22 protein-coding genes are annotated in these 22573 nt (G+C 64.4%); 8 read left to right on the top strand and 14 right to left on the bottom strand.

Going from position 1 to position 22573, the window contains the following annotated elements:
- Nucleotides 1-56 precede the first annotated feature (56 nt).
- Complete coding sequence (locus CH273_RS08970) at nucleotides 57-938, top strand: PE-PPE domain-containing protein (RefSeq protein WP_032394058.1); 882 nt, start codon at nucleotides 57-59, stop codon at nucleotides 936-938.
- On the opposite strand, the gene CH273_RS08965 is transcribed toward CH273_RS08970, so the two are convergent.
- From CH273_RS08965 to CH273_RS08950, 4 genes are all read right to left on the bottom strand, one after another.
- A complete protein-coding gene (locus CH273_RS08965) occupies nucleotides 904-1377 on the bottom strand; it encodes an SRPBCC family protein (protein ID WP_032394057.1) in 474 nt (157 codons plus the stop codon). The two genes, CH273_RS08970 and CH273_RS08965, sit on opposite strands and share 35 nt — an antisense overlap.
- Nucleotides 1378-1383: 6 nt before the next feature.
- On the bottom strand, nucleotides 1384-1743 hold the full coding sequence (locus CH273_RS08960) for a VOC family protein (protein ID WP_032394056.1): 360 nt from the start codon (nucleotides 1741-1743) through the stop codon (nucleotides 1384-1386).
- A 17-nt stretch (nucleotides 1744-1760) separates the two neighbouring features.
- Nucleotides 1761-2717 (bottom strand): alpha/beta hydrolase, encoded by a 957-nt coding sequence (locus CH273_RS08955; protein ID WP_032394221.1) that lies wholly within the window; start codon nucleotides 2715-2717, stop codon nucleotides 1761-1763.
- A gap of 74 nt (nucleotides 2718-2791) precedes the next feature.
- Nucleotides 2792-4705, bottom strand: a complete 1914-nt coding sequence (locus CH273_RS08950; RefSeq protein WP_032394055.1) for an alpha-amylase family protein — start codon at nucleotides 4703-4705, stop codon at nucleotides 2792-2794.
- A 71-nt stretch (nucleotides 4706-4776) separates the two neighbouring features.
- Here CH273_RS08950 and CH273_RS08945 point away from each other — a divergent pair, with 71 nt between their 5' ends.
- Nucleotides 4777-5766: an SDR family NAD(P)-dependent oxidoreductase gene (locus CH273_RS08945; protein WP_052049267.1), complete on the top strand. Its 990-nt coding sequence runs from the start codon at nucleotides 4777-4779 to the stop codon at nucleotides 5764-5766.
- Here the strand turns inward: CH273_RS08945 and CH273_RS08940 are convergent.
- Entirely contained in the window at nucleotides 5752-7521 is a 1770-nt protein-coding gene (locus CH273_RS08940; protein WP_230596624.1) for a helix-turn-helix domain-containing protein, read from the bottom strand. The two genes, CH273_RS08945 and CH273_RS08940, sit on opposite strands and share 15 nt — an antisense overlap.
- Before the next feature lie 50 nt (nucleotides 7522-7571).
- Here CH273_RS08940 and CH273_RS08935 point away from each other — a divergent pair, with 50 nt between their 5' ends.
- Complete coding sequence (locus CH273_RS08935; RefSeq protein WP_032394054.1) at nucleotides 7572-8945, top strand: FAD-binding oxidoreductase; 1374 nt, start codon at nucleotides 7572-7574, stop codon at nucleotides 8943-8945.
- 104 nt (nucleotides 8946-9049) lie between these two features.
- Here CH273_RS08935 and CH273_RS08930 read toward each other — a convergent pair whose 3' ends face one another.
- Complete coding sequence (locus CH273_RS08930) at nucleotides 9050-9352, bottom strand: hypothetical protein (RefSeq protein ID WP_032394053.1); 303 nt, start codon at nucleotides 9350-9352, stop codon at nucleotides 9050-9052.
- A 79-nt stretch (nucleotides 9353-9431) separates the two neighbouring features.
- The gene (locus tag CH273_RS08925; protein WP_032394052.1) at nucleotides 9432-10775 is read right to left on the bottom strand and encodes an MFS transporter; all 1344 of its coding nucleotides are present in this window, start codon (nucleotides 10773-10775) and stop codon (nucleotides 9432-9434) included.
- A 170-nt stretch (nucleotides 10776-10945) separates the two neighbouring features.
- On the opposite strand from CH273_RS08925, the gene CH273_RS08920 reads away from it, so the two are divergent.
- The 4 genes from CH273_RS08920 (at nucleotide 10946) to CH273_RS08905 (ending at nucleotide 14860) form a co-directional block, all read left to right on the top strand.
- Nucleotides 10946-11713, top strand: coding sequence for a metallophosphoesterase family protein (locus CH273_RS08920; RefSeq protein ID WP_032394051.1), 768 nt, complete (start codon nucleotides 10946-10948; stop codon nucleotides 11711-11713).
- Between the two features lie 4 nt (nucleotides 11714-11717).
- Nucleotides 11718-12890: a winged helix DNA-binding domain-containing protein gene (locus tag CH273_RS08915; protein ID WP_032394050.1), complete on the top strand. Its 1173-nt coding sequence runs from the start codon at nucleotides 11718-11720 to the stop codon at nucleotides 12888-12890.
- Nucleotides 12891-12956: 66 nt separating this feature from the next.
- The gene (locus CH273_RS08910) at nucleotides 12957-13859 is read left to right on the top strand and encodes a glycosyltransferase family 2 protein (protein WP_052049266.1); all 903 of its coding nucleotides are present in this window, start codon (nucleotides 12957-12959) and stop codon (nucleotides 13857-13859) included.
- Nucleotides 13856-14860, top strand: a complete 1005-nt coding sequence (locus CH273_RS08905) for a polysaccharide pyruvyl transferase family protein (RefSeq protein WP_032394049.1) — start codon at nucleotides 13856-13858, stop codon at nucleotides 14858-14860. Before CH273_RS08910 ends, CH273_RS08905 begins: the two co-directional genes overlap by 4 nt.
- 28 nt (nucleotides 14861-14888) lie before the next feature.
- Here the strand turns inward: CH273_RS08905 and CH273_RS08900 are convergent, their stop codons facing one another.
- From CH273_RS08900 to CH273_RS08880, 5 genes are all read right to left on the bottom strand, one after another.
- Nucleotides 14889-15506, bottom strand: a complete 618-nt coding sequence (locus tag CH273_RS08900) for a class I SAM-dependent methyltransferase (protein ID WP_032394048.1) — start codon at nucleotides 15504-15506, stop codon at nucleotides 14889-14891.
- Nucleotides 15507-15770: 264 nt separating this feature from the next.
- Entirely contained in the window at nucleotides 15771-16124 is a 354-nt protein-coding gene (locus CH273_RS08895) for a DUF1801 domain-containing protein (RefSeq protein WP_032394047.1), read from the bottom strand.
- 214 nt (nucleotides 16125-16338) lie between these two features.
- Nucleotides 16339-17418, bottom strand: coding sequence for a redox-regulated ATPase YchF (ychF, locus tag CH273_RS08890; protein WP_032394046.1), 1080 nt, complete (start codon nucleotides 17416-17418; stop codon nucleotides 16339-16341).
- A gap of 12 nt (nucleotides 17419-17430) precedes the next feature.
- Nucleotides 17431-18225: a TIGR03620 family F420-dependent LLM class oxidoreductase gene (locus CH273_RS08885; protein ID WP_032394045.1), complete on the bottom strand. Its 795-nt coding sequence runs from the start codon at nucleotides 18223-18225 to the stop codon at nucleotides 17431-17433.
- A 34-nt stretch (nucleotides 18226-18259) separates the two neighbouring features.
- On the bottom strand, nucleotides 18260-19096 hold the full coding sequence (locus CH273_RS08880; protein WP_032394217.1) for a helix-turn-helix domain-containing protein: 837 nt from the start codon (nucleotides 19094-19096) through the stop codon (nucleotides 18260-18262).
- Between the two features lie 102 nt (nucleotides 19097-19198).
- Here CH273_RS08880 and CH273_RS08875 point away from each other — a divergent pair, with 102 nt between their 5' ends.
- Nucleotides 19199-19969, top strand: coding sequence for an SDR family NAD(P)-dependent oxidoreductase (locus tag CH273_RS08875; RefSeq protein ID WP_032394044.1), 771 nt, complete (start codon nucleotides 19199-19201; stop codon nucleotides 19967-19969).
- Nucleotides 19970-19988: 19 nt separating this feature from the next.
- Here the strand turns inward: CH273_RS08875 and eda are convergent, their stop codons facing one another.
- Both eda and edd read right to left on the bottom strand, forming a co-directional pair.
- On the bottom strand, nucleotides 19989-20618 hold the full coding sequence (gene eda, locus CH273_RS08870) for a bifunctional 4-hydroxy-2-oxoglutarate aldolase/2-dehydro-3-deoxy-phosphogluconate aldolase (RefSeq protein WP_032394043.1): 630 nt from the start codon (nucleotides 20616-20618) through the stop codon (nucleotides 19989-19991).
- A 32-nt stretch (nucleotides 20619-20650) separates the two neighbouring features.
- Complete coding sequence (gene edd, locus CH273_RS08865) at nucleotides 20651-22474, bottom strand: phosphogluconate dehydratase (RefSeq protein WP_032394216.1); 1824 nt, start codon at nucleotides 22472-22474, stop codon at nucleotides 20651-20653.
- Nucleotides 22475-22573: the final 99 nt, after the last annotated feature.

The following is a 22573-nucleotide window of genomic DNA, read 5'->3' as shown; positions in this document are numbered from 1 at the left end:
CAGTTCTCAGCATTTGTCGGGCGTCGAGCTCAGGTTCTCCCACCAGACTGACAGTCATGAGCCAGCAGAAGGTCACCGTACTCGCCGTCGGAGGTACCGGAGAATCACATCCGTCCGACCACCGAACGCGGGTGACGGGCCTACTGGCCTGCGTCGTCGGTGAGCTCGACGACCGGTTCGTCGGCCGGTGGGTCGGCTATCCGGCGTCGTACGGTCCGGTCGCATTCGGCGGACTGTGTTTTCGACACAGCGCAGACATCGGCGTCAGACGCCTGCGCCGCGCCATCGAGGGCACCAGCGGACCGATCGCCCTGATCGGGTACTCCCAGGGCGCGACCGTCGTACGCGAGGTGCTCGGTCTGGTGCACGCCGGAACGATCGACGGCAGCCGCATCGTTGCCGCTGGTCTGATATCGGATCCTCAGCAGCCGGTAGGTGCCGTCGACGGATGCACCGGACGTGGCGTCGCCGGTGCGGGTCCGGCTCTGCCCGAGTCGATTCCGGTCGAGTGGATCGGTCTGAAGTCCGACATGATCTGCAACGCCAGCGACGACAGCCTGATCCGTGACATAGCGGACCTCACCCGATGGATGTCGTTCCGGACCCCGAAAATCTGGCTTCGCGAGCTGTGGAGTCTGTTGCGCAGCAACAGCTTTCAGAACGCGACCCGAACCCGCCTTCGACCCTCGCAGTGGGCGAAGGATGTTCGACGCCTCCGCACCGCGGCCGTCGAGGTGTCCGGTTATCTACCGCAGTCGTTGCGCTGGCACCGATTCGAATGGGCCAATCCCGGCGGCGGGCGACACATCGCGTACGCACGCGAGCCGTACGAGGGCGACTCGACAGGATGTCAGGTTCTCGCGCGCTGGTTGGGCGGGCAAGCGGATCGGCACGAGGAGCTGCTCAGGACTTCTCTGCCACAGCGGCGAGCTGCCTGAGACCCTTCTCGAAATCCGGCCCGACCAGCTTGTCCATCGAGAACACTTTTCCGATCAGAGCGAACAGCTTGTTCTGCTTCCCTGACATTCGCCAGGTCACTCGGGTCCCGTCGGCGACGGGCTCGAGCAGGAACTCCGTGACGTTCCGATTTTTGAACGGCTTGGTGAACGCGAGGTCGAGCACGATTCGTTCTTCGGGAATCGACTCGGTGATGGTCATCGTCCCCGCGCCGGCCTTGCGGTTGCCCGACCACGAGTACGAAGCGCCCACTCCGGCGTCGGGACCGCTGTAGGTGCGCTTCAGGTCCGGATCGACTCCCTCGTAGGGCGACCATTTCACCCACTGATGAAAGTCGTCGATCAGTGCGTGCACGGTTGCGGCGTCGGCCCGAACCACGGCGGACCGCTCGACCAGGACGGGTACGGCTTCACCGGTCATTGCGGATCAGTCCCTCTTGCACAGGCAGAAGATGTGCCCGGCCGGATCGCGGAACACCCAGAACGAGGGTTGCGCGTGGTCGATGAGTTCGGCCCCGGCGTCGACGACGAAGTCCCTGGCCTGCTCCATGTCGTCCACCACCAGATCGAGGTGAATCTTGATGCCCTCGCTGGGCCAGTCGATGGGGACGAAGTCCGGTGCCTTCTGAAATGCCAACCGCAGATCACCCGGACCGTCGATCACCACCCAATCGCCGTCGTCACGAGACTGTTCCCAGCCGAGGATGGTGCTGTAGAAGCGGCCGAGCGCAGCCGGGTCCGGGCAGTCGAGCACCGTGTAGTCGACGGTGATCCTCGGTGGTGTCATGGCGAACAGACTAACGCTCAGCCGCCGACGGCAGGGGCGATCGTCTCGAACCACGCCTCGTGCAGATGCTGCTCCCAGTGGTTCCACCAGTGCACACCGGTACCGGTGATCTTGACGTTGGGTCGCCCGCCCGCGGCCTGCAACAACGGAACGAATGCCCGGCTGCTCATCCCTGCAGCCGTCTCGAGCGGCACCATCTGCGCGAACCTGACGGGGTCGAAGCTGCTGCTGGCCGGGTTGAAGACCGGGTCCGTGGCCGGCGAACCACTACCCGAGGAGACGAAGACCGCCGTGTTGCGCAGAGCACCGACGTTGAGGGACGGGTCGTTGCGGATCCACTCCGCGGACGGCCAGGTACCCCACATGTTGCGCGCGTTGCCGCCCATCTCGCCGACGGCGACGGCGATGCCCTGGGCGAATCCGGGACTGCTGGCGGTCGGGTAGCCGCTGAACGACGCGACCGCCTTGTAGAAGTCGGGGTGATGCGCGGCCAGGTTCAGCGCCGAGGTTCCGCTCATCGACAGTCCGGCCACGGCGTTGTTCACGTTGTCGCTACCGAAACGATCCGCCATGAACGGCGGCAGCTCCTGGGTGAGGAAGGTTTCCCACTTCACCCGCCCGAGCTTGGGATCGTCGCGCTGCCAGTCGGAGTAGAAGGTGCCGCCGCCGCCGAACGGGATGACCACATTGACGTGCTTGTCGGCGAAGAAGCTCTCGACGTCGGTCTCGATGAGCCAGCCGCTGTTGTCCTCGGGTGCGCGCAGCCCGTCGAGCAGATAGAGCGTCGGCGCGGGTCCCCCACCGGCGGCTTTGAGCACCTTGATCGGAATGTTCTTGTCCATCGACGGCGAATAGACGTAGACGAGCTCGGAATCGGCCTTCGCCACACCGGTCCCCATCAGCACCGTTGCCATCGTGGCCACCAACACGGCCACCACAGCGAGCACCAGACTTCGTATCCGAGCATGCAGCATCGACATTGTCCCCTTGTTCGTATCTACCGACCGTCCCGGGGCAGGGTAACAGGCCGGTCACGGCACCGCCTCCTCTAACGCAGCGGGTTGTCGACGATCCACCACGCCGCATAGGGCGGCAACCACACCGAGCCGGTGTCGTCGACCTGCAGATCGTGCTGCGAGAGAACCTCGACCGGCGCCGGAATTCCGAGTTCGATCAGCTGCGCGTGCGGAAACGAGCGGTGTTCGGCGGTGACGTTGTAGAGGGCGACGAGGGTGCCGCTCGGATGCCGCCTGCGCACCACGAGCAGACCGTCGTCCGACTCGCTCTGCACGTCCACCGGCGCTTCGGCGTGCAACATCGGCAGGCCGGCGCGCACCTTCGCGATGCGAGCGATTCCGTCGAACACCCGTTGTGCGTCACTCCCCCGCTCGAATCGGCCGGCCCGATCGGCATCGGTCACGCGCGGCCGATGCACCCACCTGTTGTCCTCGGCATGGGCCGGTTCGTCGGCCCAGTTCGGATCTCCCGGGGAGCCGAGCTCGTCGCCGCTCCACACGACCGGGATTCCGCCCCATCCGGCAATGATGGCGTGCGCGAGAAAGATTCGACCGAACGCGCCGTCGGGATCCAGGCGGGACTCCCCCAGTCCGGTCAGCGCGGCTGCGGTGCCGCTGATCCGACGGTCACCGGTGTCCGGGTTGTACTGGAACACCAGGCCCTCGGCCCAGGAGCCGTCGAATTCGCCCGAGTACCAGTCGGCCAGAAAGTGGCGATGCCCTGCGCCCGAGAGTCCCAGGGACGCCGCGTCGCCGTCGTCGACGGCCCAACCGATGTCGTCGTGGCAGCGAACGTAGGTCACCCAGGTGCCGCTCGGTGGCGTGGGCGGCAACGACGCCAGGGCGTGGCGCGCCAATGCTGTACTGCCCGTTGCCAACATCGACCACACCTGGACCATCAGCGAGTTGTGGTAGGCGATGTCCGAGACCCGTCCGGTGTGCCGGCCCTGACCCAGGTACGGCAGCAGATCGCGGGGCCCGACAATGGCCTCGGCCTTGAACAGCGTGGCCGGAGCCGCCAGTCGGGCGGTGGCTCGCAGGGCCTGCGTGACCGCATGCACCTCGGGCTGGTTCTGGCAGTTGGTGCCGAGTCGCTTCCACAGAAATGCGATCGCGTCGAGGCGCAGCACTTCGACCCCGAGATTGGCCAGGTGCAGCACGATGCTTGCGAACTCCTGCAGCACAGCAGGATTGGCCCAGTTCAGATCCCACTGCCATTCGTTGAACGTCGTCCACACCCACTCGCCGAGTGTGTCGTCGAAGGTGAAGCTGCCGGGCGCGAAGTCCGGAAACACCTCGGGGAGTGTGCGCTCGTACGAGTCCGGGGTGGTGCGATCGGGATAGATCAGAAAGTAGTCTCGATACTTCGGATCGCCCGAGCGCGCCCTCTCGGCCCATTCGTGCTCGCGGGCAACGTGATTGAGCACCAGATCGACAACGAGACTGATGCCGCGTCCGCGCAGCGTTTCCGCGAGCGCCCGCAGGTCCTCGTTGGTGCCGAGGTCCTCGCGAACCGCGCGGTAGTCCATCACCGCGTATCCGCCGTCGTTGTCACCGGGCCGCGGCTGCAGCAGCGGCATCAGATGTAGGTAGGTGACACCCAGATCGGTCAGATGGTCGAGCCGCTCGCCCACCCCACGCAGCGTCTGTCCGTACCGATCGACATAACAGGCGTAGCCGAACATGTCCGGCTGCTGGAACCAATCCGGTTCGAGCAGCCGACGCTGATCGAGCCGGTGCAGATCCTCGGGGCGGGCCGCGTAGGCGCGCGCAGCGATCTCCACCAGGGTGGCCGCCACCGCGTCGGGATCGGGATAGACGGCCGTGACCGCGTCGTGCAGATCGGGAAACCACTGCTCGAGACGCAACTCGAAGGTCTCACGTCGGTGGGCGGGAAGCTCGGCGAGGATCTCTCGGGTGACGTCGGAGACGGCGGGGTGAACCATGGGCTCATTCTGGCATCGACCCCGGCGTGGGGACGCGCATACATCCGGTTACCGCGGGGTATCACAGCGCCATGTCATTGCTGACCCGCACATTGGACACGATCCTCGACAGAGCAGTCGTTCCCGGATACTCCCGCATCGGTGCCACGGTGCGTCGACGATTCTGGGCCGCGGATCCGACGCCGTTCCCCGCCCCCATCGACATGGTGGTGACCGGCGCGTCGTCCGGATTGGGCGCAGCCACCGCGAAGGAACTGGCCAGGTTGGGGGCACGGGTGCACCTGGTCGGCAGGTCGGCCGGTCGGCTGGAGTCCGCGGCCGCGGCTATTCGAGCCGAGGTGCCCGACGCCTCCCTCGTGGTCCGCGAGTGTGACATCAGCGATCTCGATTCCGTGGCGGCCTTGAGCGCGGCTCTCGCATCCGAGCTCACGTCGGTGCACGCACTGGTGCACTGCGCCGGGGTCATGCCGGACGAGCGGCAACTCTCGGCGCAGGGGCACGAATCCGCTTTCGCCACCCACGTTCTCGGGCCGGTCGCATTGACCGTGGGACTGCGAGAGCTGTTCGACGCCGGATCGCGGGTCGTGTTCGTCTCGAGCGGCGGCATGTATGCGGTGCCGCTGCAGAACTCGGACTTCGAGTACGAGAACGGGAAGTACTCCGGCATGACCGCCTACGCTCGCACGAAGCGCATGCAGGTGGTGGTGGCCGAGCAACTGGCCGAACGCTTTTCGCTCGAAGACGACCCGGTGGTGCACAGCATGCACCCGGGCTGGGCGGCCACTCCCGGCGTCACCGGATCGATGCCGATGTTCGGTTCGGTGATGAAGCCGATTCTGCGCAACGCACACGACGGGGCCGACACGATCGTGTGGCTCGTCGGGTCCGATCAGGCCTTGACCAGCACCGGCACGTTCTGGCACGACCGGGCCCCGCGCCCGACTCATTACCCTTCCTGGCGCGGAGATTCACCTCGCGTGCGAGATGCACTGTGGGCGAGCGTGGTCGAGGCGACGGGGATCGAGACCAAACCCGCGGCCGGTGGCTCACAGACCGAGTAGATCGGCCGATCTGCGCAGGCGCATCAACACCTGAAGGTCGAGAGCATCGTCGGGGTCACGCCACTGCGTACCGATCAGCCGGTCGATGGCGTCGAGCCGTTGGTAGAGCGTGTTGACGTGCACTCCCAAGCTCGACGCGGTGGCCGAATGGTGGCGACCGTGAGCCAGATACGTCGACAGGGTCTCCATCAGCGGGACCCCGCGCCTGTCCTGCTCGGCGAGCAAAGGCCCGAGCTTGTCCTCGGTGAGTTCGTCCAGGTGCTCACGGGCCATGTGGCTCAGCAGGATTCGATAGATTCCCAGGCCGCGCGCCGAGGACACTTCTCCGTCTCTGCCGAGGGTAGTCAGCACGTCAGCAGTCTGTTGTGCTTCTCGGAACGCCGTCGCCAGCGCGTCGGCTCCTCGCGCGGGTTCGGAGATTCCCACGGTGGCCCGGGTGACGATCATGCGACGAACGGCAGCGGACTCGCGAGCGGGAACGACCAACAGGATTCTCGAACCCTGCTCCGCTACAACCGATCCCGGGGGCAGTGCGAGAGCTTCCAACTCGGCTCTCGACGCGTTACCCTGCGCGACCGCCACACAATACGTCACGTCCGGAGTCAGTCCGGCACGGTGAAACTGCCTGCGTTCGTCCTCGGGCGTCGACGTCGGATGGAGGAGTAGATCGAGCAGGAATGCGTCCTGCGCCCGGCGGGCGGATTCCGCGGCCGCGCGCTCCTCGGCCAGCGACAGCGCGATGGCCGGCACAGCTCGATCGAGAAGTAGGCGGGTCTGGTCGTCGTCCGATCCGACGGAGATCAACACCCCCAAGAAGCGACCGGCAGCCACCACCCGGCGCGCAGTGATCTCGTTGCCGACGGCAGTATCGGCACCCGCCCTGCAACGTTCGACCAAGGCTTCGACCTGGACCGCTCTGTCCTCCAGGGCAACCGGTACGGACGCGCCATCGCCCACGAAATACGCCGGACGTTCGGTGGCCGACGCCACCTCCCGAACCAGACTCCGCACACCGCCTCCTCGGAGCACGACCTGTGTCAACGTGCGGTCCCATTGCAGAGTCTGCTCCAATTCCGTTGTACGGAGCGACAATTCGGCGTTGAGGGTTTCGAGCGTGTCGATCGCTCGCACGTTCTCGATGGCGATGGCCGCGTGCGCGGCCAGTGCGGACAGCAGAGCGATCTCACTGTCTGCGAAATCCCGCTCCTGCCGCTTGCACGCGAACAGTGCGCCGATCACGCGGTCGCCGACCCGAAGCGGTACGCCCAGCAGACCGCGCATGTTCTCCGACCGCGCAGCACTGTCGGCTCCCGTGATGTGCCGAAATGCAGGTTCGCTCTGATAGTCGGGTGTCCACGACGGCGAGGCACCGCGCACGATCAGCCCGACGAGCCCCTCGTCCAGTGTGAGCCTGATGCCCACCAGTTGCGGGGTAAGGGCACCACTGGTGACCTCGATGACGAACTCGTCGCCGTACACCGAACCCATGTAGGCCAGGTCCACGCCGAGCAGCCTGCGCGCCTGGTCCACCACTTCCTGCAGCAGAATGCGATTGTCACGCACAGTCGTCAGGCGCACCGCGATGTCGTTGAGCGCCGAGAGCTCGGTGCTGCGTTGTTTGCGTTGATCGAGCAGAGTGCGCAGCCGGAGTGCCGCATGCGCCTCGGCACCGGGAAGATCTAGTCGGTGGGCTTCCAATTCATCGACGGACGCGTCGTCGAGCAGCATTTCCATCCATGACTTCGCGGGCGACATGGAGAAAACCTACATTGGCCGAGACCCGCGTCACAGCTAAAGTCGAACACATGTCGCTCGTGGAACAGTTGTCCGAGGTCCTGCCCGCGGATCGGATCGTGGTTGACCCGGACGTCGTCGCCTCCTACCAGCACGACGAGGCCGAATGGGCACCGTATTCGACGCCGGTCGCCGTCGTGCGACCCCGCAGCGCCGAAGAAGTCCAAGCTGTCGTTCGCGCATGCCTGGCCCATGGCGCACCCATCGTCACCCGTGGGGCGGGCACCGGACTGTCCGGCGGCGCGAACGCCACCGAGGGATGCGTCGTTCTCGCGCTCGACGGCATGGACACGATCAAGGAGATCGACCCACTCGAGCGCTACGCCGTCGTCGAGCCCGGAGTCGTCAACGATCACCTGCGCGCAACCGTTGCCGAGCAGGGTCTGTGGTATCCCCCGGATCCGGCCAGTGCGCCGTGGTCGACCATCGGCGGCAACGTCGCCACCAATGCCGGCGGATTGTGCTGCGTCAAGTACGGCGTCACGCGCGACTACGTGATGGGCATGCAGGTCGTCACCGGAACCGGAGAACTGGTTCGACTCGGCCGCAAGACCGCCAAAGGCGTTGCCGGTTACGACCTTGCAGGCTTGATGGTCGGATCGGAGGGCACCCTCGGCATCATCACCGAGGTGACCCTGAAACTACGCCCGCTCCAGGATCCGCAGCGGACCGTCGCCGGCTACTTCGATTCGATCGTCGACGCCGGACGTGCCGTCGCCGCGGTGGCCGCCGCCGGCTTGACGCCGTCCGCACTGGAATTGATCGACAGGCAGTGCCTCATTGCCGTCGACGCGTGGAAGAACATGGGCCTGTCGGTCGAGGCCAATGTGGTGTTGCTCGGACGTATCGACGATCCGGGTCTCATCGGAGACCAGGAAGCCGAGAAGATGCTCTCGTGCTTCGACGAGGCCGGAGCGACCTGGTCTGCGGTCTCGACCGATCAGGAAGAGGCCGACGCTCTGTTCGCGGCGCGACGGTTGGCGTATCCCGCGATGGAACGTCTGGGTCCGGTGTTGACCGAGGACGTGTGTGTGCCGAAGAAGCATGTACCCGAGATGCTTTCGCGCATCGAGCAGATCGGCCTTCGCTACGAGACGACCATCGCCAACATCGCACACGCCGGTGACGGAAACCTCCACCCGCTGCTCATCACTCCGCACGACGACCTTCCGGCTCGCGAACGCGCTCAGGCCGCCTTCGCCGAGATCATCGACGCTGCACTGGAACTCGGCGGCACCGTGACCGGCGAACACGGAGTCGGACTGCTCAAGATGGACGGCCTGGTGCAGGAACTCGATCCGGTGGTGTTGGAGATGCACCGAGCTGTGAAGAAGGCACTGGATCCGCGCGGAATCCTGAACCCGGGCAAAGTGTTCACACCCTGATCCACTGCATCCCACGATCCGCGTCGACGGCCAGCGAGCGGCGGATCGATAACCGTCGGAGGCCGCCGCGAGGTCAGAGCACCGTGGATTTCGATTCGAATGCGTCAGCCATCGAATCGCTGGATCCGCCAGGGCGGAGTCTCGCGACGCGGTCGGACCCTGATCGCGCGAAACCGATAACCGTCCTGATCGACAGCAGGCTCCCACTCGAAGTCGACCTGCTCGCCTACTGCGAGCTCGGAGACACCTCCACCGATGTCGAACCCCGTTCCCGATCGAGAGTCGATGACCCCATCGGGATGCAGCGCGCTGAAGAATGACCAGCTTCCGCCCGGAGTGTCCTCGGAATCGATGACGCCCTCCATGCCGAGAATCTCCCAGCTCCGGACCCGCCCGCGACTCGTCATCCGTCGAGTATGTCCGGTGTTCGCCGCAAGAGCCGAATCCGGTTCCGTGCAGATACTCGGCTTCGTGAGCAACCGTTCGTCAGTGCGCCACCGGCACATCGGTATTGCTCTCGGAGCGGACTCCCATTCGGCTGCGCAGAGCGATCACCAACACCACCGCCATGAGCATGACACCGCCGACCACCCACAGGCCCGCCTTGGCGTTGCCAGTGGCGTCGAGCAGCCACCCCGTCACGTACGGGGCACCGAAGCCCGAGGTGTTGCCGACCGAGTTGATGATCGCGATTCCAGCCGCTGCGCCGGCTCCGGTGAGGAAGGTGCTGGGCAGGTACCAGAAAACAGGTAGAGCGCAGAACACGCCGACGGCGTTGACGGTCACCGCAATCATGGTGGTGAACGGTGAATCCATGTACAGCGCAAACGGAATGGAGATCGCACCGATCAGAGTCGGTATCGCTACATGCCACGTTCGCTCGCCGGTCCGGTCCGAGTGTCGACTCCACAGCACCATCGCCACTGCGCCCACTGCGAACGGCACCGCCACGATGAGACCGGTTGTCACGAGAGAGAAGTCGGTATCGAACGTCTGCTTGAATCCCGCGACGATGCTGGGCAGGAAGAAACTCAGGGAGTAGAGACCGTAGGTGATGCCGAAGTAGATCAGGCCGAGCATCCATACCCGTACGTCACCGAGAGCGCGCTTGACCGAGCCGCTGATGTGACCGCCCTTCACTGCATCCTCGGACTCCAATTCGGCAGTGAGCCAGGCCTTCTCGTCGACGGTGAGCCACTTCGCCTGGGACGGTCGATCCGTGAGATAGAACCAGGTGATCACGCCGAGCAGAATTGCCGGAATACCCTCGAGGAGGAACATAACCCGCCAACCCGACAGTCCGAACAGCCCGTCCATGTACTGAATGATCGCACTCGACAGGGGTGCACCGAGCGCAGACGACACAGGCAGTGCCAGCAAGAACAGGCCCATCAACCGCACTCGGTAGGCGCGCGGAAACCACATCGTCATGTACAGCAGTACGCCGGGAAAGAAGCCGGCCTCGGCGATTCCGAGAAGGATGCGTAGACCGTACAGCCACCCTGCCGTCGGCACGAAAGCCATGGCGGCGGCCACGATCCCCCACGACACCATGATGCGGGCGATCCACCATCGGGCACCGAATTTGTGCAGCGCCAGATTGCTGGGCACTTCGAACAACAGGTACCCGATGAAGAACAGTCCCGACGCCAGGCCGAACATCGTCTCGGTGAGGCCCAGTTCGTCGCTCATGGTCAGCTTGGCGAGGCCGATGTTGGTGCGATCGAGATAGTTGACGAAGTAAGCCAATCCGAGGAACGGGATGATGCGTCGAGCGACCTTCTTGACCACCCTCGATTCGATCTCGGGCTTCGACGTGACTGCAGGCATGGGCTCGGCCTTCCCTAGATCGAAAGTGACCTGGACCACGTTATGGGCGACTCGAGCGAAGGTCTATGGAGAAACCACCCATCGACGGCGGGTGTGTGAGGGTGAAGTCTCCAGCACTCGCGACGGGCTGCCGTGTTGCAGTCCTATACCCACGCTGCGATCCTGTGGTTGTGCGGGTAGCTCTCATTGCCGATATTCACGGCAACATCGCGGCGCTCGACGCCGTCGTCGACGACATCGCGCGGCAACGCGTCGACTCGGTGATCAATCTCGGCGATCTGTTGTCCGGCGGCCTGCATCCGCGTCGAACTGCAGACCGGCTGATGGCACTCGGTTTTCCCACTGTCGCGGGAAATCACGACCGCTATCTGCTCGAGCAGGACCGGGAGTCCATGGGCAGCTGGGATCGGCACGCCCATGATCGACTCTACGACGAGCATCGACAGTGGCTGGCCTCGCTGCCGTTCTCATTGGAGTTCGATGGCGGAATCCTCGCAGTGCACGGAACACCCACCGATGATGAGCAATATTTCCTGCACTCGGTGGACGACAACGGCTCTCGCGAGGCAACCGAGGCCGAGATACTGGACAGGGCAGCAGGTTTCACGAACCACTCCGTCATCGCCTGCGGCCACACGCACCTGCAGCGACAATGCACTCTCCCCAGCGGCACACTCGTGGTCAATCCAGGGAGCGTCGGCGTGCCCGCCTACGACGACGATCAGCCCTACCCGCACGTCATGGAATCCGGCTCTCCGCATGCGCGCTACGCGGTACTCGACGACCACGACCGTGGCAGCTGGACAGTCTCGTTCGAGTTGGTCGAGTACGACCACGTCGGTGCCGCCGCCGATGCCCGCGCACACGGGATGAGCGACATCGCCGACGCACTTCTCACCGGATTCGTCGGCCCTGCGCCGCAAATGCCGTCACACTGATCGCGTGAAGATCACCGACGCTCAGCGCCGACACCGGCTCGTCGCGCAGCACTTCGCCCGTGCATCGACCACCGAAGCTGTGGTGTCGTCACTCCTCGCGTTGCATGCCACCGATCCGGCGACGGTGTATCTGTCGGTGCTCGCCCGCGCTCGAACACTGGGACTCTCGGATGTTCGTGATGCGATGTACGAGCGCCGGAGCCTGGTGCGGTTGATGGCGATGCGGCGCACGATGTTCGTCGTCGCTCACGACGACGTTCCGACGATTCACGCTGCGGCGAGCCTGGGAGTTGCGCGCACCATGCGGGCACGCCTGATCAAGCAGGTCTCCACGTTGCCCACCGAACCGGTGATCGCCGATGTCGAATCATGGCTCGCCGCAACCGAAGCCGAGACCGAGTCGGCGTTGCGATCGATGGGGACCGCGACCGGGGCCGAGCTGTCCGCCGTCGTACCCGGCCTCAAGACCGCGCTGCTGCCGACCACCGACAAGGTGTACGACGTCAAGCGGTACGTCACCTCGGAGGTACTGGTGATGATGGCCGCCGAGGGAAGGCTGGTGCGCGTCGAACCGCGGGGCGCGTGGACATCGCGACGCCACGCGTGGGCACCGATCGATCACTGGTGGCCGGACGGGATTCCCGATCTCGACGAGACCGAGGCACGTGCCGACCTTGCCCGCCGTTGGCTCGAGGTGTTCGGCCCTGCGACCCTCGACGATCTGCAGTGGTGGACGGGCTGGAACAAGACACAGACTCGTCAGGCGGTGTCCGGACTGAACGCCGTTGCGGTCGAACTGACCGAGGGCGACGGAATCATGTTGTCCAGCACTGTTTTCGATAAGCCTTCCGGCACGAGCGTCATGCTGCTACCTGCGCTCGATCCCACGCCGATGGGGTGGAAGCACCGAGCCTGGTATCTGGGTGAGCACAAGGCCCCGCTGTTCGACACCTTCGGCAACATCGGCCCGACCATCTGGTCCGGTGGTCGTATCGTCGGCGGTTGGGCGGTCACCGGTTCCGGAGCAGTGGTGACCGAATTCCTGGAGGACGTCGGGTCTCCGGTGTCGAAAGCCGTTGCAGCCGAGGCAGAAAGAATAACCACCCTGCTCGACGGCACCCCGGTGCTCCCGTCCTTCCCGACGCCGCTGGAGAAGAAGTTGCGGGGAAAGAAGTAGCCGATATCTGCCTGGGCAGCGGGGCACGCGGCCGAACGGTGCCCGAATTCGCGATAGGGTCGGACCGTGCCGATCAGTCTCGTTTCCATCGTCCTCCCCGTGTACAACGGGTTGCCCGATCTGGATGAGCAGCTCGAGGCCGTCGCCGCACAGGACTACACGGGCGACGTCGAGCTGATAGTCAGCGACAACGGCTCGACCGACGGCCTGCGCGCACACCTCGAGAATCTCTCTCTGCCTATGACGATCCGCATGGTCGACGCCTCCGCCAAGCGTGGAGTCTCGTACGCCAGAAACGTCGGAGTGAAAGCTGCGCGCGGTGACATAGTTGCCTTCGTCGACCACGACGACGTCGCTCATAAGACCTGGCTGACTGCTCTGGTACACGCACTCGACAGTTTCGACGCGGTGGGCGGCGCACTCGAAGTCGAATCCCTCAATTCCCCGGAGGTGGCGTCGTGGCGAACCGTCCCGCCGCCCGGCGCTCTGTTCCGCTCCGCCTACCTGCCGTACGCACCGGGGAGCAATTTCGCCATGTGGCGGAGGGTGTTCGAGAAGGTCGGAGACTTCGACGAAGACTTCGTCGGCGGTGCCGAGGACGTCGACTACTCGTGGAGAATTCAGCAGGCGGGATCGACACTCGGACATGCCGCGGATGCAGTGGTCGCCTACCGCGTCAGAAGGACCGTCCGTCGATCGTTCGAGCAAGGTCGGGCGTACGGCCGGACGTCGCATCAACTGTCGACGAAGCACCGCGCATCGGGCTGCCCACACCCCTCGTCCTTGGTCAGGATTCCCGTACACGCGGTGTCGATACTTTATCTTGCGACAGTTCGTAATCCGTGGCTGCCGGAGATACTGAGGCCGATGCCGAGTGGTTTGTGGGCTCACTACATCGGGATTCACTACGGCGCTCTGCGAACACGAGTGACCTCGATCGGCCGACGACAGACACCGAGCGTCCGATGACGAACGAGACCGTCGATGCGCTACGCGAGGAGACTCTCGGCGTCCTGCGGCCTCACGCGGAACCGGGAGATCGTGTGGCGCACCTGGACTTTCCGAATCACTACAATGCCGGTGACTCGCTCATCCACGCCGGTGAGGTCGAGTACCTGAAGCGGTTGAACGTGCACGTCGACTACGTGTCCGATCCGTTCACCCACAACGATGCTCTACTCGAAGAACGAATCGGCGACGGGACCCTGTTCTTGCAAGGAGGGGGAAATTTCGGCGACCGGTGGCCGATCGACCAGAGGTTTCGTGAAGCGATCGTTGCGCGGTTTCCTCGCAACAAAATAGTGTGCCTCCCCCAAAGCATCGACTTTGCCGATGCCGAAGCCCTTACGAGGACCGCCGCCCTGTACGCGCAGCACCCGGATCTCACCCTCATGCTCCGTGAACAACGTTCGTACCAATTGGCGCTCGCGCATTTCCCGAGCAATCGCGTCGAATACTGTCCGGACATGGCTTTCGGTGCCGAGATCGCGCGCAGCGCCCAAGGCTCCGCAGTGGATGTCGTGAAGCTCCTGCGCGCCGACTCGGAAAGCCTCGGTCATGCATCGGTGAACATCGACGCTTCATCCGTCCAATACGATTGGGGCCTGCACGGAACGGATCTGGCGATCTCGACGGCGGTGATGCTGCCGACTCTGATTGCGCAACGTTTCCCCAGAACGAATCGTCTGCTCTACCCCGCCCTTCTCCGCTCGTACGAGCAAACAGCGAAGCTCAACCTTCGTGTGGCCCAACGCATTCTGAACCTCGCACCCGTCGTCCTCACCGATCGACTGCACGCCGCGGTACTGGCGGCGATGATGGGCAAGCGTGTCGTGGCGATGGACAACGCGAACAGGAAGGTATCCGGTGTCTACGACGCCTACCTGCACCGCTTCGACAACGTCCACTTCGCGTCGACCACCGACGAGGCCGCCGAGTTGGTACGGCAGGCCGTGTCCGACTGTCGGTGAGAAACGCTGATCGACCCCGCGCGGAGGTTCAGAAGGGGTAGCGCCCCTCGGCCCAGGCGCGGGCAGCCGGAGGTGTCACCGCATCGACCGGTTCGCCGTCGCGGAAGTACTGCGTGTGCAGAATCCGGCCCGCATCGACGGCTTCCTGCCATGCCTGAGTGGGACCTTCGCCGAACCAGAGCCACGGGGTGATGTCGTCCATGATCACGATCGAGTCCGCGGTTGCGAGTGCACGCAGGTCGTCGAGGTCTGCGCGAGCACCTTCCACCGAATGGTCGCCGTCGATGAAGATGACGTCGAACCGTACGTCCGGATGTTCCTTCGCGTAGGCCGCGATGGTGGTGTGCGAGTCGCCCGGGATCAGAGTGTGGCGGCCCGGAAAGTGTTCGTCGATATGCGCTTTCGCAGCGTCGCTGTAGGCATATGCGGCCAGGTCGAAGGACACGACGGTCGTATCGGGCGATGCGTCGAGGAACGCCCAACTCGAGAAGCCGGCATTGAACCCGACCTCACAGATCAGCTTCGTACTCTCCCGTGCCGCAAGCGAAGACAAGTATGTCTGCTCCGCCTCGTCGGCTCCACGCTCGAAAGGTTCCCCAGCAGTGGCCGTTCGGTGCACCAGTGCTTCGAGTTCCTGCAGACCCATTCACGTTCTCCTATCGTCCGATTCGAAGCGTAGTCAACATCATTGGGCGGCGCAGACGACGACGCCCACTTGCAGAACGTGCCGCAATGATCACCGATAGGCGTCCCTGCGATGAGCAATTGCGATCACCCGCACCACAACTCAGGTGTCGTAGATTTGGTGGACGAGGGGTCACGGATGAACTCACGTCGGGCAACGGCGACCGCCTCGGGTATTCCTCCGAGCGCCGCCGTCCCGACCGGATCCGCGGTCGACCGAACAAGCTCAGTCGACGACCGAACGGACGATCTCGGCGATGCGCTGCGCCGTGCCCTCGTCCACGGTCTCGAAGAACCACGCCGCAGGCATCAACTCTCCGTCCGCGCCACCGGCAGCGCGGAACACCGCCTTCTCGGTGATGGCCAGATTCAGTCGATCGTCGTTGCGCAGCGTCACCAGCGCCGGTGTGCTCGCCGACTTCGCATAGGCGGGCATTCCGTACCAGATCCGCGGCTTCAAAGTGGGTGCCGCGGACACGATGATGTCGTGCACACGCTGCATGACCGAACGCCGCGGTTCGTCCATCTTCGAGATCTTCTCGATCACCTGAGCGAGGTTCTTTTCGTCCTTCGACGACATGTCATGTCCTTTCGCCAACCGATGTCGGGCATCGGCACAATGAAGGAGGCGCATTTCTGCGCCGCACCCCATCCGGACATGTCCTGAGCTGGTCAGGCCTCTCCTCGATGATTCACGTGGTTGCCACGTGGAAGCGCAGTCGGTGGCGCGTACCACCGCGGTAACAATATCTGACACTCGGCGGTAAAGCGCCGCCGATTCTGCAATTCGGCGACTAGACGTTGAAGCGGAACTCCACCACATCGCCGTCGGCCATGACGTAGTCCTTGCCTTCGATGCGTACCTTGCCTGCGGCCTTGGCCGAGGCCATGGAACCCGCGGCGATGAGGTCTTCGTAGGAGACGATCTCGGCCTTGATGAAGCCGCGCTCGAAGTCGGTGTGAATGACGCCCGCAGCCTGGGGTGCGGTGTCACCCCGATGAATCGTCCACGCGCGGGCCTCTTTCGGGCCTGCGGTGAGGTAGGTCTGCAGGCCGAGGGTGTGGAAGCCTGCACGTGCCAACGCGTCGAGACCGGGCTCGGTCTGTCCGACCGATTCGAGCAGTTCGGCTGCCGATTCCTTGTCGAGTTCGAGCAACTCGGATTCGATCTTCGCGTCGAGGAACACCGCATCGGCGGGCGCGACGAGGCGAGCCAGTTCGCCGATCTTCGCGTCGTCGGTCAGCACCGACTCGTCGGCGTTGAAGACGTACAGGAAGGGCTTGGTGGTGAGCAACTGAAACTCACCGAGCAGCTCGAAGTCCAACTTCGCCTTGGCCGAGAACAGCGTCTTGCCGTCGTTCAGCACAGCCTGCGCGGCCAGCGCCGCGTCGAGTGCGGGCTTGCGATCCTTCTTGATCCGCACCTCCTTCTCGAGGCGCGGGATGGCCTTCTCGAGGGTCTGCAGATCGGCGATCGCGAGTTCGGTTTCGATGACCTCGATATCGGCGGTCGGGTCGACGCGACCGTCGACGTGCACCACGTCGTCGTCGGCGAAGACACGAACGACCTGGCAGATGGCGTCGGCCTCACGAATGTTGGCGAGGAACTTGTTGCCCAGACCTGCGCCCTCGGACGCACCCTTGACGATGCCGGCGATGTCGACGAACGACACCAGCGCGGGCACGAGCTTCTCCGAACCGAACACCTCGGCCAGCTTCTCGAGCCGGGGATCCGGCAGCGCGACCACTCCGACGTTGGGCTCGATGGTGGCGAACGGATAGTTCGCGGCCAGCACATCGTTGTTGGTCAGTGCATTGAAAAGGGTGGACTTGCCGACGTTGGGCAGTCCGACGATTCCGAGGGTGAGGCTCACGGTCTATGGAGTCTACTTTGACGACACCACCAGCTCGGACAGTGCCCGGCCAGCGTCGATACTGGAAGCGCCGAGGGGTGCAAGAACGACGTGATCCGCTCCCGCCTCGTGGTGCTCCGCCACCCGCGAAGCAATCGTCTCGATACTCCCCCACATCACCACGCCGTCGATCAATCGGTCGCTGAGCTGGTCGACGTCGGCCTCGGCGAAGCCGATGCGCAGAAAGTTCTGCCGATAGCCGGGAACAGTGGCGAGAAAGCTCAGCGGCTGCCGAGCTGCAGCACGCGCCCGATCCGGGTCGGACTCGACCACGACGAACTGGTCGACCACCAACGTCGACCCACCGAGTGCACCGCGCGCCTGCGCCGTCCACTCCGGCGTCACCAGCAACGCGATTGCGCCGGCAGCGCGGTCCCGCGCCATCTCCAACTTCTTCGGACCGAGCGCTGCGAGCAGAAGGTGATCGGCGGGCACCTCGAGCTCGTCGAGGTACTTCCTCAACCCGGCCAAAGGCCGAGCACTCTGCGGCCCACCGAGGCCGACAACGAATCGACCGGTGCCCGAGAGCTCGTCGAACAGCTCATCGGTCTGTGCAGGTGAGTACACATCGACCGGCACGATCCCCGGAACGATGGTCGCCTTCTCGGTCGCGTGGACCAGATCGGCCAACCTGCCGAGCCGATCGAGCTGCCCGCCCGGCAACCAGACCGAGGTGAATCCGAGTGATTCCAACTCGTGTGCGTCGTCGAGGTACGACGGCGATACGTCGATGGAAATGCCGAGTCTGCCGAGACCGAGTGTGTCCATGCAGGCGACGCTAAAACCTCGAGTTATCTCGAGGTCAAGTGCGGATCGCCGAACTCGGGTCCCAACTCGCCAAGATCGGCAGAATCTCGGCAGTGCTCGACCCGTCCTCGACCGTGTAGACGATGAGACTCTGATCCGGCTCGCTGGGCGAGGTCAGAAACTCGATACCGAATTCGAGGGTTCCCGCCGCCGGATGCTGGATGATCTTGGTTGCGCGCTCGAATTCGCGAACCTCGTGGTCGCTCCACCACTGCTCGAAACATGGCTCTGCGGAACGTAATTCGGCGATCAAGGCGATGAGCGCGCGATCCCCCGGCCGACGAGCGAGGTCACGGCGCAACCCCGCGACCGATGCTGCCGCGAACTGCGACCAATTGACGATTCGCTCGCGGGCGATGGGGTTGCGAAACAGATAGTGGAACAACGACTGGTCGGCGGACGGTTGCAGACTCAGTACCGATCGGACCAGCGAGTTGCTGGCCAGGACGGCCCCGCTGCGCCCGAGCAGGATCACCGGCACATGGTCGAGCGCCTTCATGACCTGGAGCAGACCTGGATTCGGTACCTGCGCAGCATCCTCGGTGGGCGTCGCCGGGGACGCGAGATCGAGTAGATGCGCGGACTCGACATCATCGAGCTTCAACGCACCGGCGATTGCCAGCAGCACCTCGTTCGACACGTTGGCCTGCCGACCCTGTTCGAGTTTGCTGTAGTAATCCGGACTCACTCCGGCCAGAGCCGCCAGCTCTTCGCGCCGCAGCCCCGGCACCCGTCGGGCACCGGGATAAGTACGAATCCCCGCCTCGATCGGGGTCATGCGGTCGCGCCGATCACGCAGAAATGCGCTGAGGGCGGACCTGTCTTTGTTCACGAATCCCACAGTAGCGACATGGGCGATCGGCAACCTGGTCATGACAGACCTAGGCAGAACGACGCCTGGTTGCCTGCCTCGACCGACCGTAGACATGGCGTCATGACTTCTTCCACTTCTCCGCAGCTCCTCGGACGCACAGCCGTCGTCACCGGATCGACCAGTGGGATCGGTGCTGCCATCGCGCTGACCCTCGCCGCCCAGGGGGCATCGGTGGTCGTCAGCGGCCGCGACGCTGAGCGCGGCAAGGCCCTGGCGCACAGCATTTCCGAGACAGGCGGCACTGCGGCCTTCGTCGACGTCGATCTCTCGGGCAGCTACCAGGAGCTCCGCGAATTCGCGGCCCGGGCCACCGACGCTCTCGGCGGCCGCGTCGACATTCTCGTCAACAACGCCGGCATCTATCCGGCCACCGCCACCGCAGACCTGCCCGACGACCAGCTCGACGCGATGCTCGCTGTCAACGTCCGGGCTCCGCACGTACTCGTCGGCGCGCTGGCCCCGGCCATGGCCGAGCGCGGCAGTGGTGTCATCGTGAACATCGGATCGTGGATGGCCACGATGGGGAGCCCGTTCGCCGCGATGTACTCCGCTACCAAGGCCGCCGACGAGCAACTCACTCGCAGTTGGGCTGCCGAGTTCGGCCCACGCGGCGTGCGGGTCAACGCCCTCGCACCCGGCGCGACGCTCACGCCGGGCAACGAGGACGCGCGAGAGGTGTTGGACGCGACGACGGCCGGAACTCCCGCGGGCACAGTGCTCGAGCCGCAGGATATCGCCGACGGCGTTCTGTTTCTGGTATCGGACAAAGCCGCGATGATCCACGGCACAACGCTGTACGTCGACGGCGGTATCTCGGTCACCCGCGGATGAACACTCGTGGTGCTGACCGCTACTGGGCTGTTGCCTTCAGCGTCGAGGTGGCCTCGGCCAACCGAGTGACGGCGTCCCAATCCTCCTGCGCGACGGCCGAAGCCGGAGTGAGCCACGATCCGCCCACACAGCCGACGTTCGGCAGCGCCAGGTAGCTCGATGCATTGGAGGTCGAGATGCCACCCGTCGGGCAGAAGCGTGCGGCCGGGATCGGCGAGTGGATCGACTTCAAGAAATTCGCGCCACCGGATGCTTCGGCCGGGAAGAACTTGAGCTCGGTGTAACCGGCCTCGAGCAGAGTGAGCACCTCGGACACCGTTGCGGCACCGGGCAAGTGGGGTAGTCCGGTGTCTCGCATGGCCTTCGTCAGGGAAGGCGTACAGCCGGGCGAGACCAGGAACTGTGCGCCCGCGTCGGCGGCCTGCTTGGCCTGGCCGGGAGTGATGATCGTGCCGGCACCGATGAGGATGTCGGGAACCTCGGCGGCGATGCGCTCGATGGCATCGAGCGCCACCGGTGTCCGCAGAGTCAACTCGATGACGGGCACTCCGCCCGCCACCAGAGCGCGAGCGATCGGAACGGCATGGTCGAGATCGTCGATGACGACGACGGGAATGACGGGTACACGGTCGAGCAAGGATGCAGTCACGGTCTTACTTTCTCTCGAATCGGGTTCTCGGGTCAACGCATCACGAACATCGCACCCTCGTCTGCCGGACCGACGAGAGCACGCATCCCGGAGAACAGGTCACGGCCGGTGCTCGACCACTCGTCTGCGTCCAACACTCGACCGGTGACCGGTCGGGCTTCGAACTCGTCGAGCGGAACGTCGATCGACAATGTGCCACCGAGAGAATCCACGGTGATCACGTCACCGTCGAGGATCTTCGCTATCGGTCCACCGCTCGCCGCCTCGGGTGTGAGATGAATTGCCGCAGGCACTTTTCCGGAAGCTCCGGACATCCGGCCGTCGGTGATCAGCGCGACGGACCGGCCGCGGTCCTGCAGGATACCCAACGCGGGGGTCAGCTTGTGGAGTTCTGGCATGCCGTTGGCCTGCGGTCCCTGGTACCGCAGCACCGCAACGAAATCGGTGTCGAGCAGTCCTGCATCGAACGCTGCCAGGAAGTCGGCTTGGTCGTCGAACACCCGCGCCGGACCTCTGACCACACGATGTTCCGGTGCCACCGCAGAGGTCTTGATGACGCTTTTGCCGATCGGACCGGTCAACATCTTCAGCCCTCCGTCGGCACTGAACGGCTCGGTTGCACCGCGTAACACGGTGGCGTCATGACTGATTCGAGTTCCGTCCTGCCACATCACTCCGTCGCCGTCGAGCTTCGGTTCCTGTGTGTAGCGTCGCAGGCCCTGCCCAGCAACGGTTTTCACGTCCTCGTGCATCAACCCGGCGTCGAGCAGAGATCCGATGACGAATCCGAGGCCGCCTGCTGCGTGGAAGTGATTGACGTCGGCCTTGCCGTTCGGGTAGATCCTGGCCATCAGCGGCACGACGGCCGACAGATCGGACAGGTCCTGCCAGGTCAGCGTGATGCCGGCAGCCTTGGCGATGGCGACGAGGTGCATCGTGTGATTGGTCGAACCACCGGTGGCGAGCAACGCGACGCAGCCGTTGACGATTGACTTGACGTCCACGACCTCACCCACCGGCGTGAAATTGTCACCGAGCGACGTCAGGCCGGTGACGACGTGCGCGGCCTCGCGGGTCAATGCGTCGCGCATCGCAGTTCCGGGGTTGACGAACGACGATCCCGGCAGATGCAGGCCCATGACCTCCATCAGCAGCTGATTGGAATTGGCCGTTCCGAAGAAGGTGCAGGTACCACTGCCGTGATACGACGCGGCCTCGGCGTCGAGCAGAGCCTCACGGCCCACCTTGCCCTCGGCGTAGAGCTGGCGCGCTGTTGCCTTCTCCCCGTTGGGAAGTCCGGACGTCATCGGACCGGCGGGCACGAACACCGCGGGAAGATGGCCGAAACTCAGTACACCGATGAGCATTCCGGGGACGATCTTGTCGCACACCCCGAGCATCAGGGTGGCGTCGAACATGTCGTGGGACAACGCAATTGCCGTCGACATTGCGATGATGTCTCGGCTGAAGAGTGAGAGTTGCATGCCGTCGCGGCCCTGGGTGATGCCGTCGCACATGGCGGGGACTCCCCCGGCGAACTGCGCGATGCCGCCGGCATCGATGACGGACTTCTTCAGCACGGCGGGGTAGTTCTCGAACGGCTTGTGCGCCGAGAGCATGTCGTTGTACGCCGAGACGATGGCGATGTTGGGCTTGACCATGCCGCGCAATGCTTGTTTGTCGGCCTTGCCGGAGGCGGCGAAACCGTGGGCGATGTTGGCGCAGGCGAGGCGGCCACGGGCGGGGCCTCGATCTCCTGCGGCGTCGATTCGAGCGAGGTAGGCGGCGCGAGCGGACTGGCTACGGTCTGCGATGCGGTCGGTGACCTGCCGCAGGACTGGATGAAGTGTGTCCATGAGTATCTCCGATGTTCGGTATCTCATCACTCACCTTAAGGCCGCTTAGGTCGATCGACAACCCAACTTATGCTTTTCGAAGTTATAAGTGGCACTTCT

Origin of the sequence: Rhodococcus sp. 05-339-2, from assembly GCF_002258965.1 — a bacterium.
Taxonomy (GTDB): Bacteria; Actinomycetota; Actinomycetes; order Mycobacteriales; family Mycobacteriaceae; genus Rhodococcoides.
This window is presented reverse-complemented; position numbering and strand designations above follow the sequence as displayed.

Coding starts and splice junctions, on each gene's coding strand:
- CH273_RS08970 (WP_032394058.1), top strand. CDS start 57: ATGAGCCAGCAGAAGGTCACCGTACTCGCCGTCGGAGGTACCGGAGAA.
- CH273_RS08965 (WP_032394057.1), bottom strand. CDS start 1,377: ATGACCGGTGAAGCCGTACCCGTCCTGGTCGAGCGGTCCGCCGTGGTT.
- CH273_RS08960 (WP_032394056.1), bottom strand. CDS start 1,743: ATGACACCACCGAGGATCACCGTCGACTACACGGTGCTCGACTGCCCG.
- CH273_RS08955 (WP_032394221.1), bottom strand. CDS start 2,717: ATGCTGCATGCTCGGATACGAAGTCTGGTGCTCGCTGTGGTGGCCGTG.
- CH273_RS08950 (WP_032394055.1), bottom strand. CDS start 4,705: ATGGTTCACCCCGCCGTCTCCGACGTCACCCGAGAGATCCTCGCCGAG.
- CH273_RS08945 (WP_052049267.1), top strand. CDS start 4,777: ATGTCATTGCTGACCCGCACATTGGACACGATCCTCGACAGAGCAGTC.
- CH273_RS08940 (WP_230596624.1), bottom strand. CDS start 7,521: ATGTCGCCCGCGAAGTCATGGATGGAAATGCTGCTCGACGACGCGTCC.
- CH273_RS08935 (WP_032394054.1), top strand. CDS start 7,572: ATGTCGCTCGTGGAACAGTTGTCCGAGGTCCTGCCCGCGGATCGGATC.
- CH273_RS08930 (WP_032394053.1), bottom strand. CDS start 9,352: ATGACGAGTCGCGGGCGGGTCCGGAGCTGGGAGATTCTCGGCATGGAG.
- CH273_RS08925 (WP_032394052.1), bottom strand. CDS start 10,775: ATGCCTGCAGTCACGTCGAAGCCCGAGATCGAATCGAGGGTGGTCAAG.
- CH273_RS08905 (WP_032394049.1), top strand. CDS start 13,856: ATGACGAACGAGACCGTCGATGCGCTACGCGAGGAGACTCTCGGCGTC.
- CH273_RS08900 (WP_032394048.1), bottom strand. CDS start 15,506: ATGGGTCTGCAGGAACTCGAAGCACTGGTGCACCGAACGGCCACTGCT.
- CH273_RS08895 (WP_032394047.1), bottom strand. CDS start 16,124: ATGTCGTCGAAGGACGAAAAGAACCTCGCTCAGGTGATCGAGAAGATC.
- CH273_RS08885 (WP_032394045.1), bottom strand. CDS start 18,225: ATGGACACACTCGGTCTCGGCAGACTCGGCATTTCCATCGACGTATCG.
- CH273_RS08875 (WP_032394044.1), top strand. CDS start 19,199: ATGACTTCTTCCACTTCTCCGCAGCTCCTCGGACGCACAGCCGTCGTC.
- edd (WP_032394216.1), bottom strand. CDS start 22,474: ATGGACACACTTCATCCAGTCCTGCGGCAGGTCACCGACCGCATCGCA.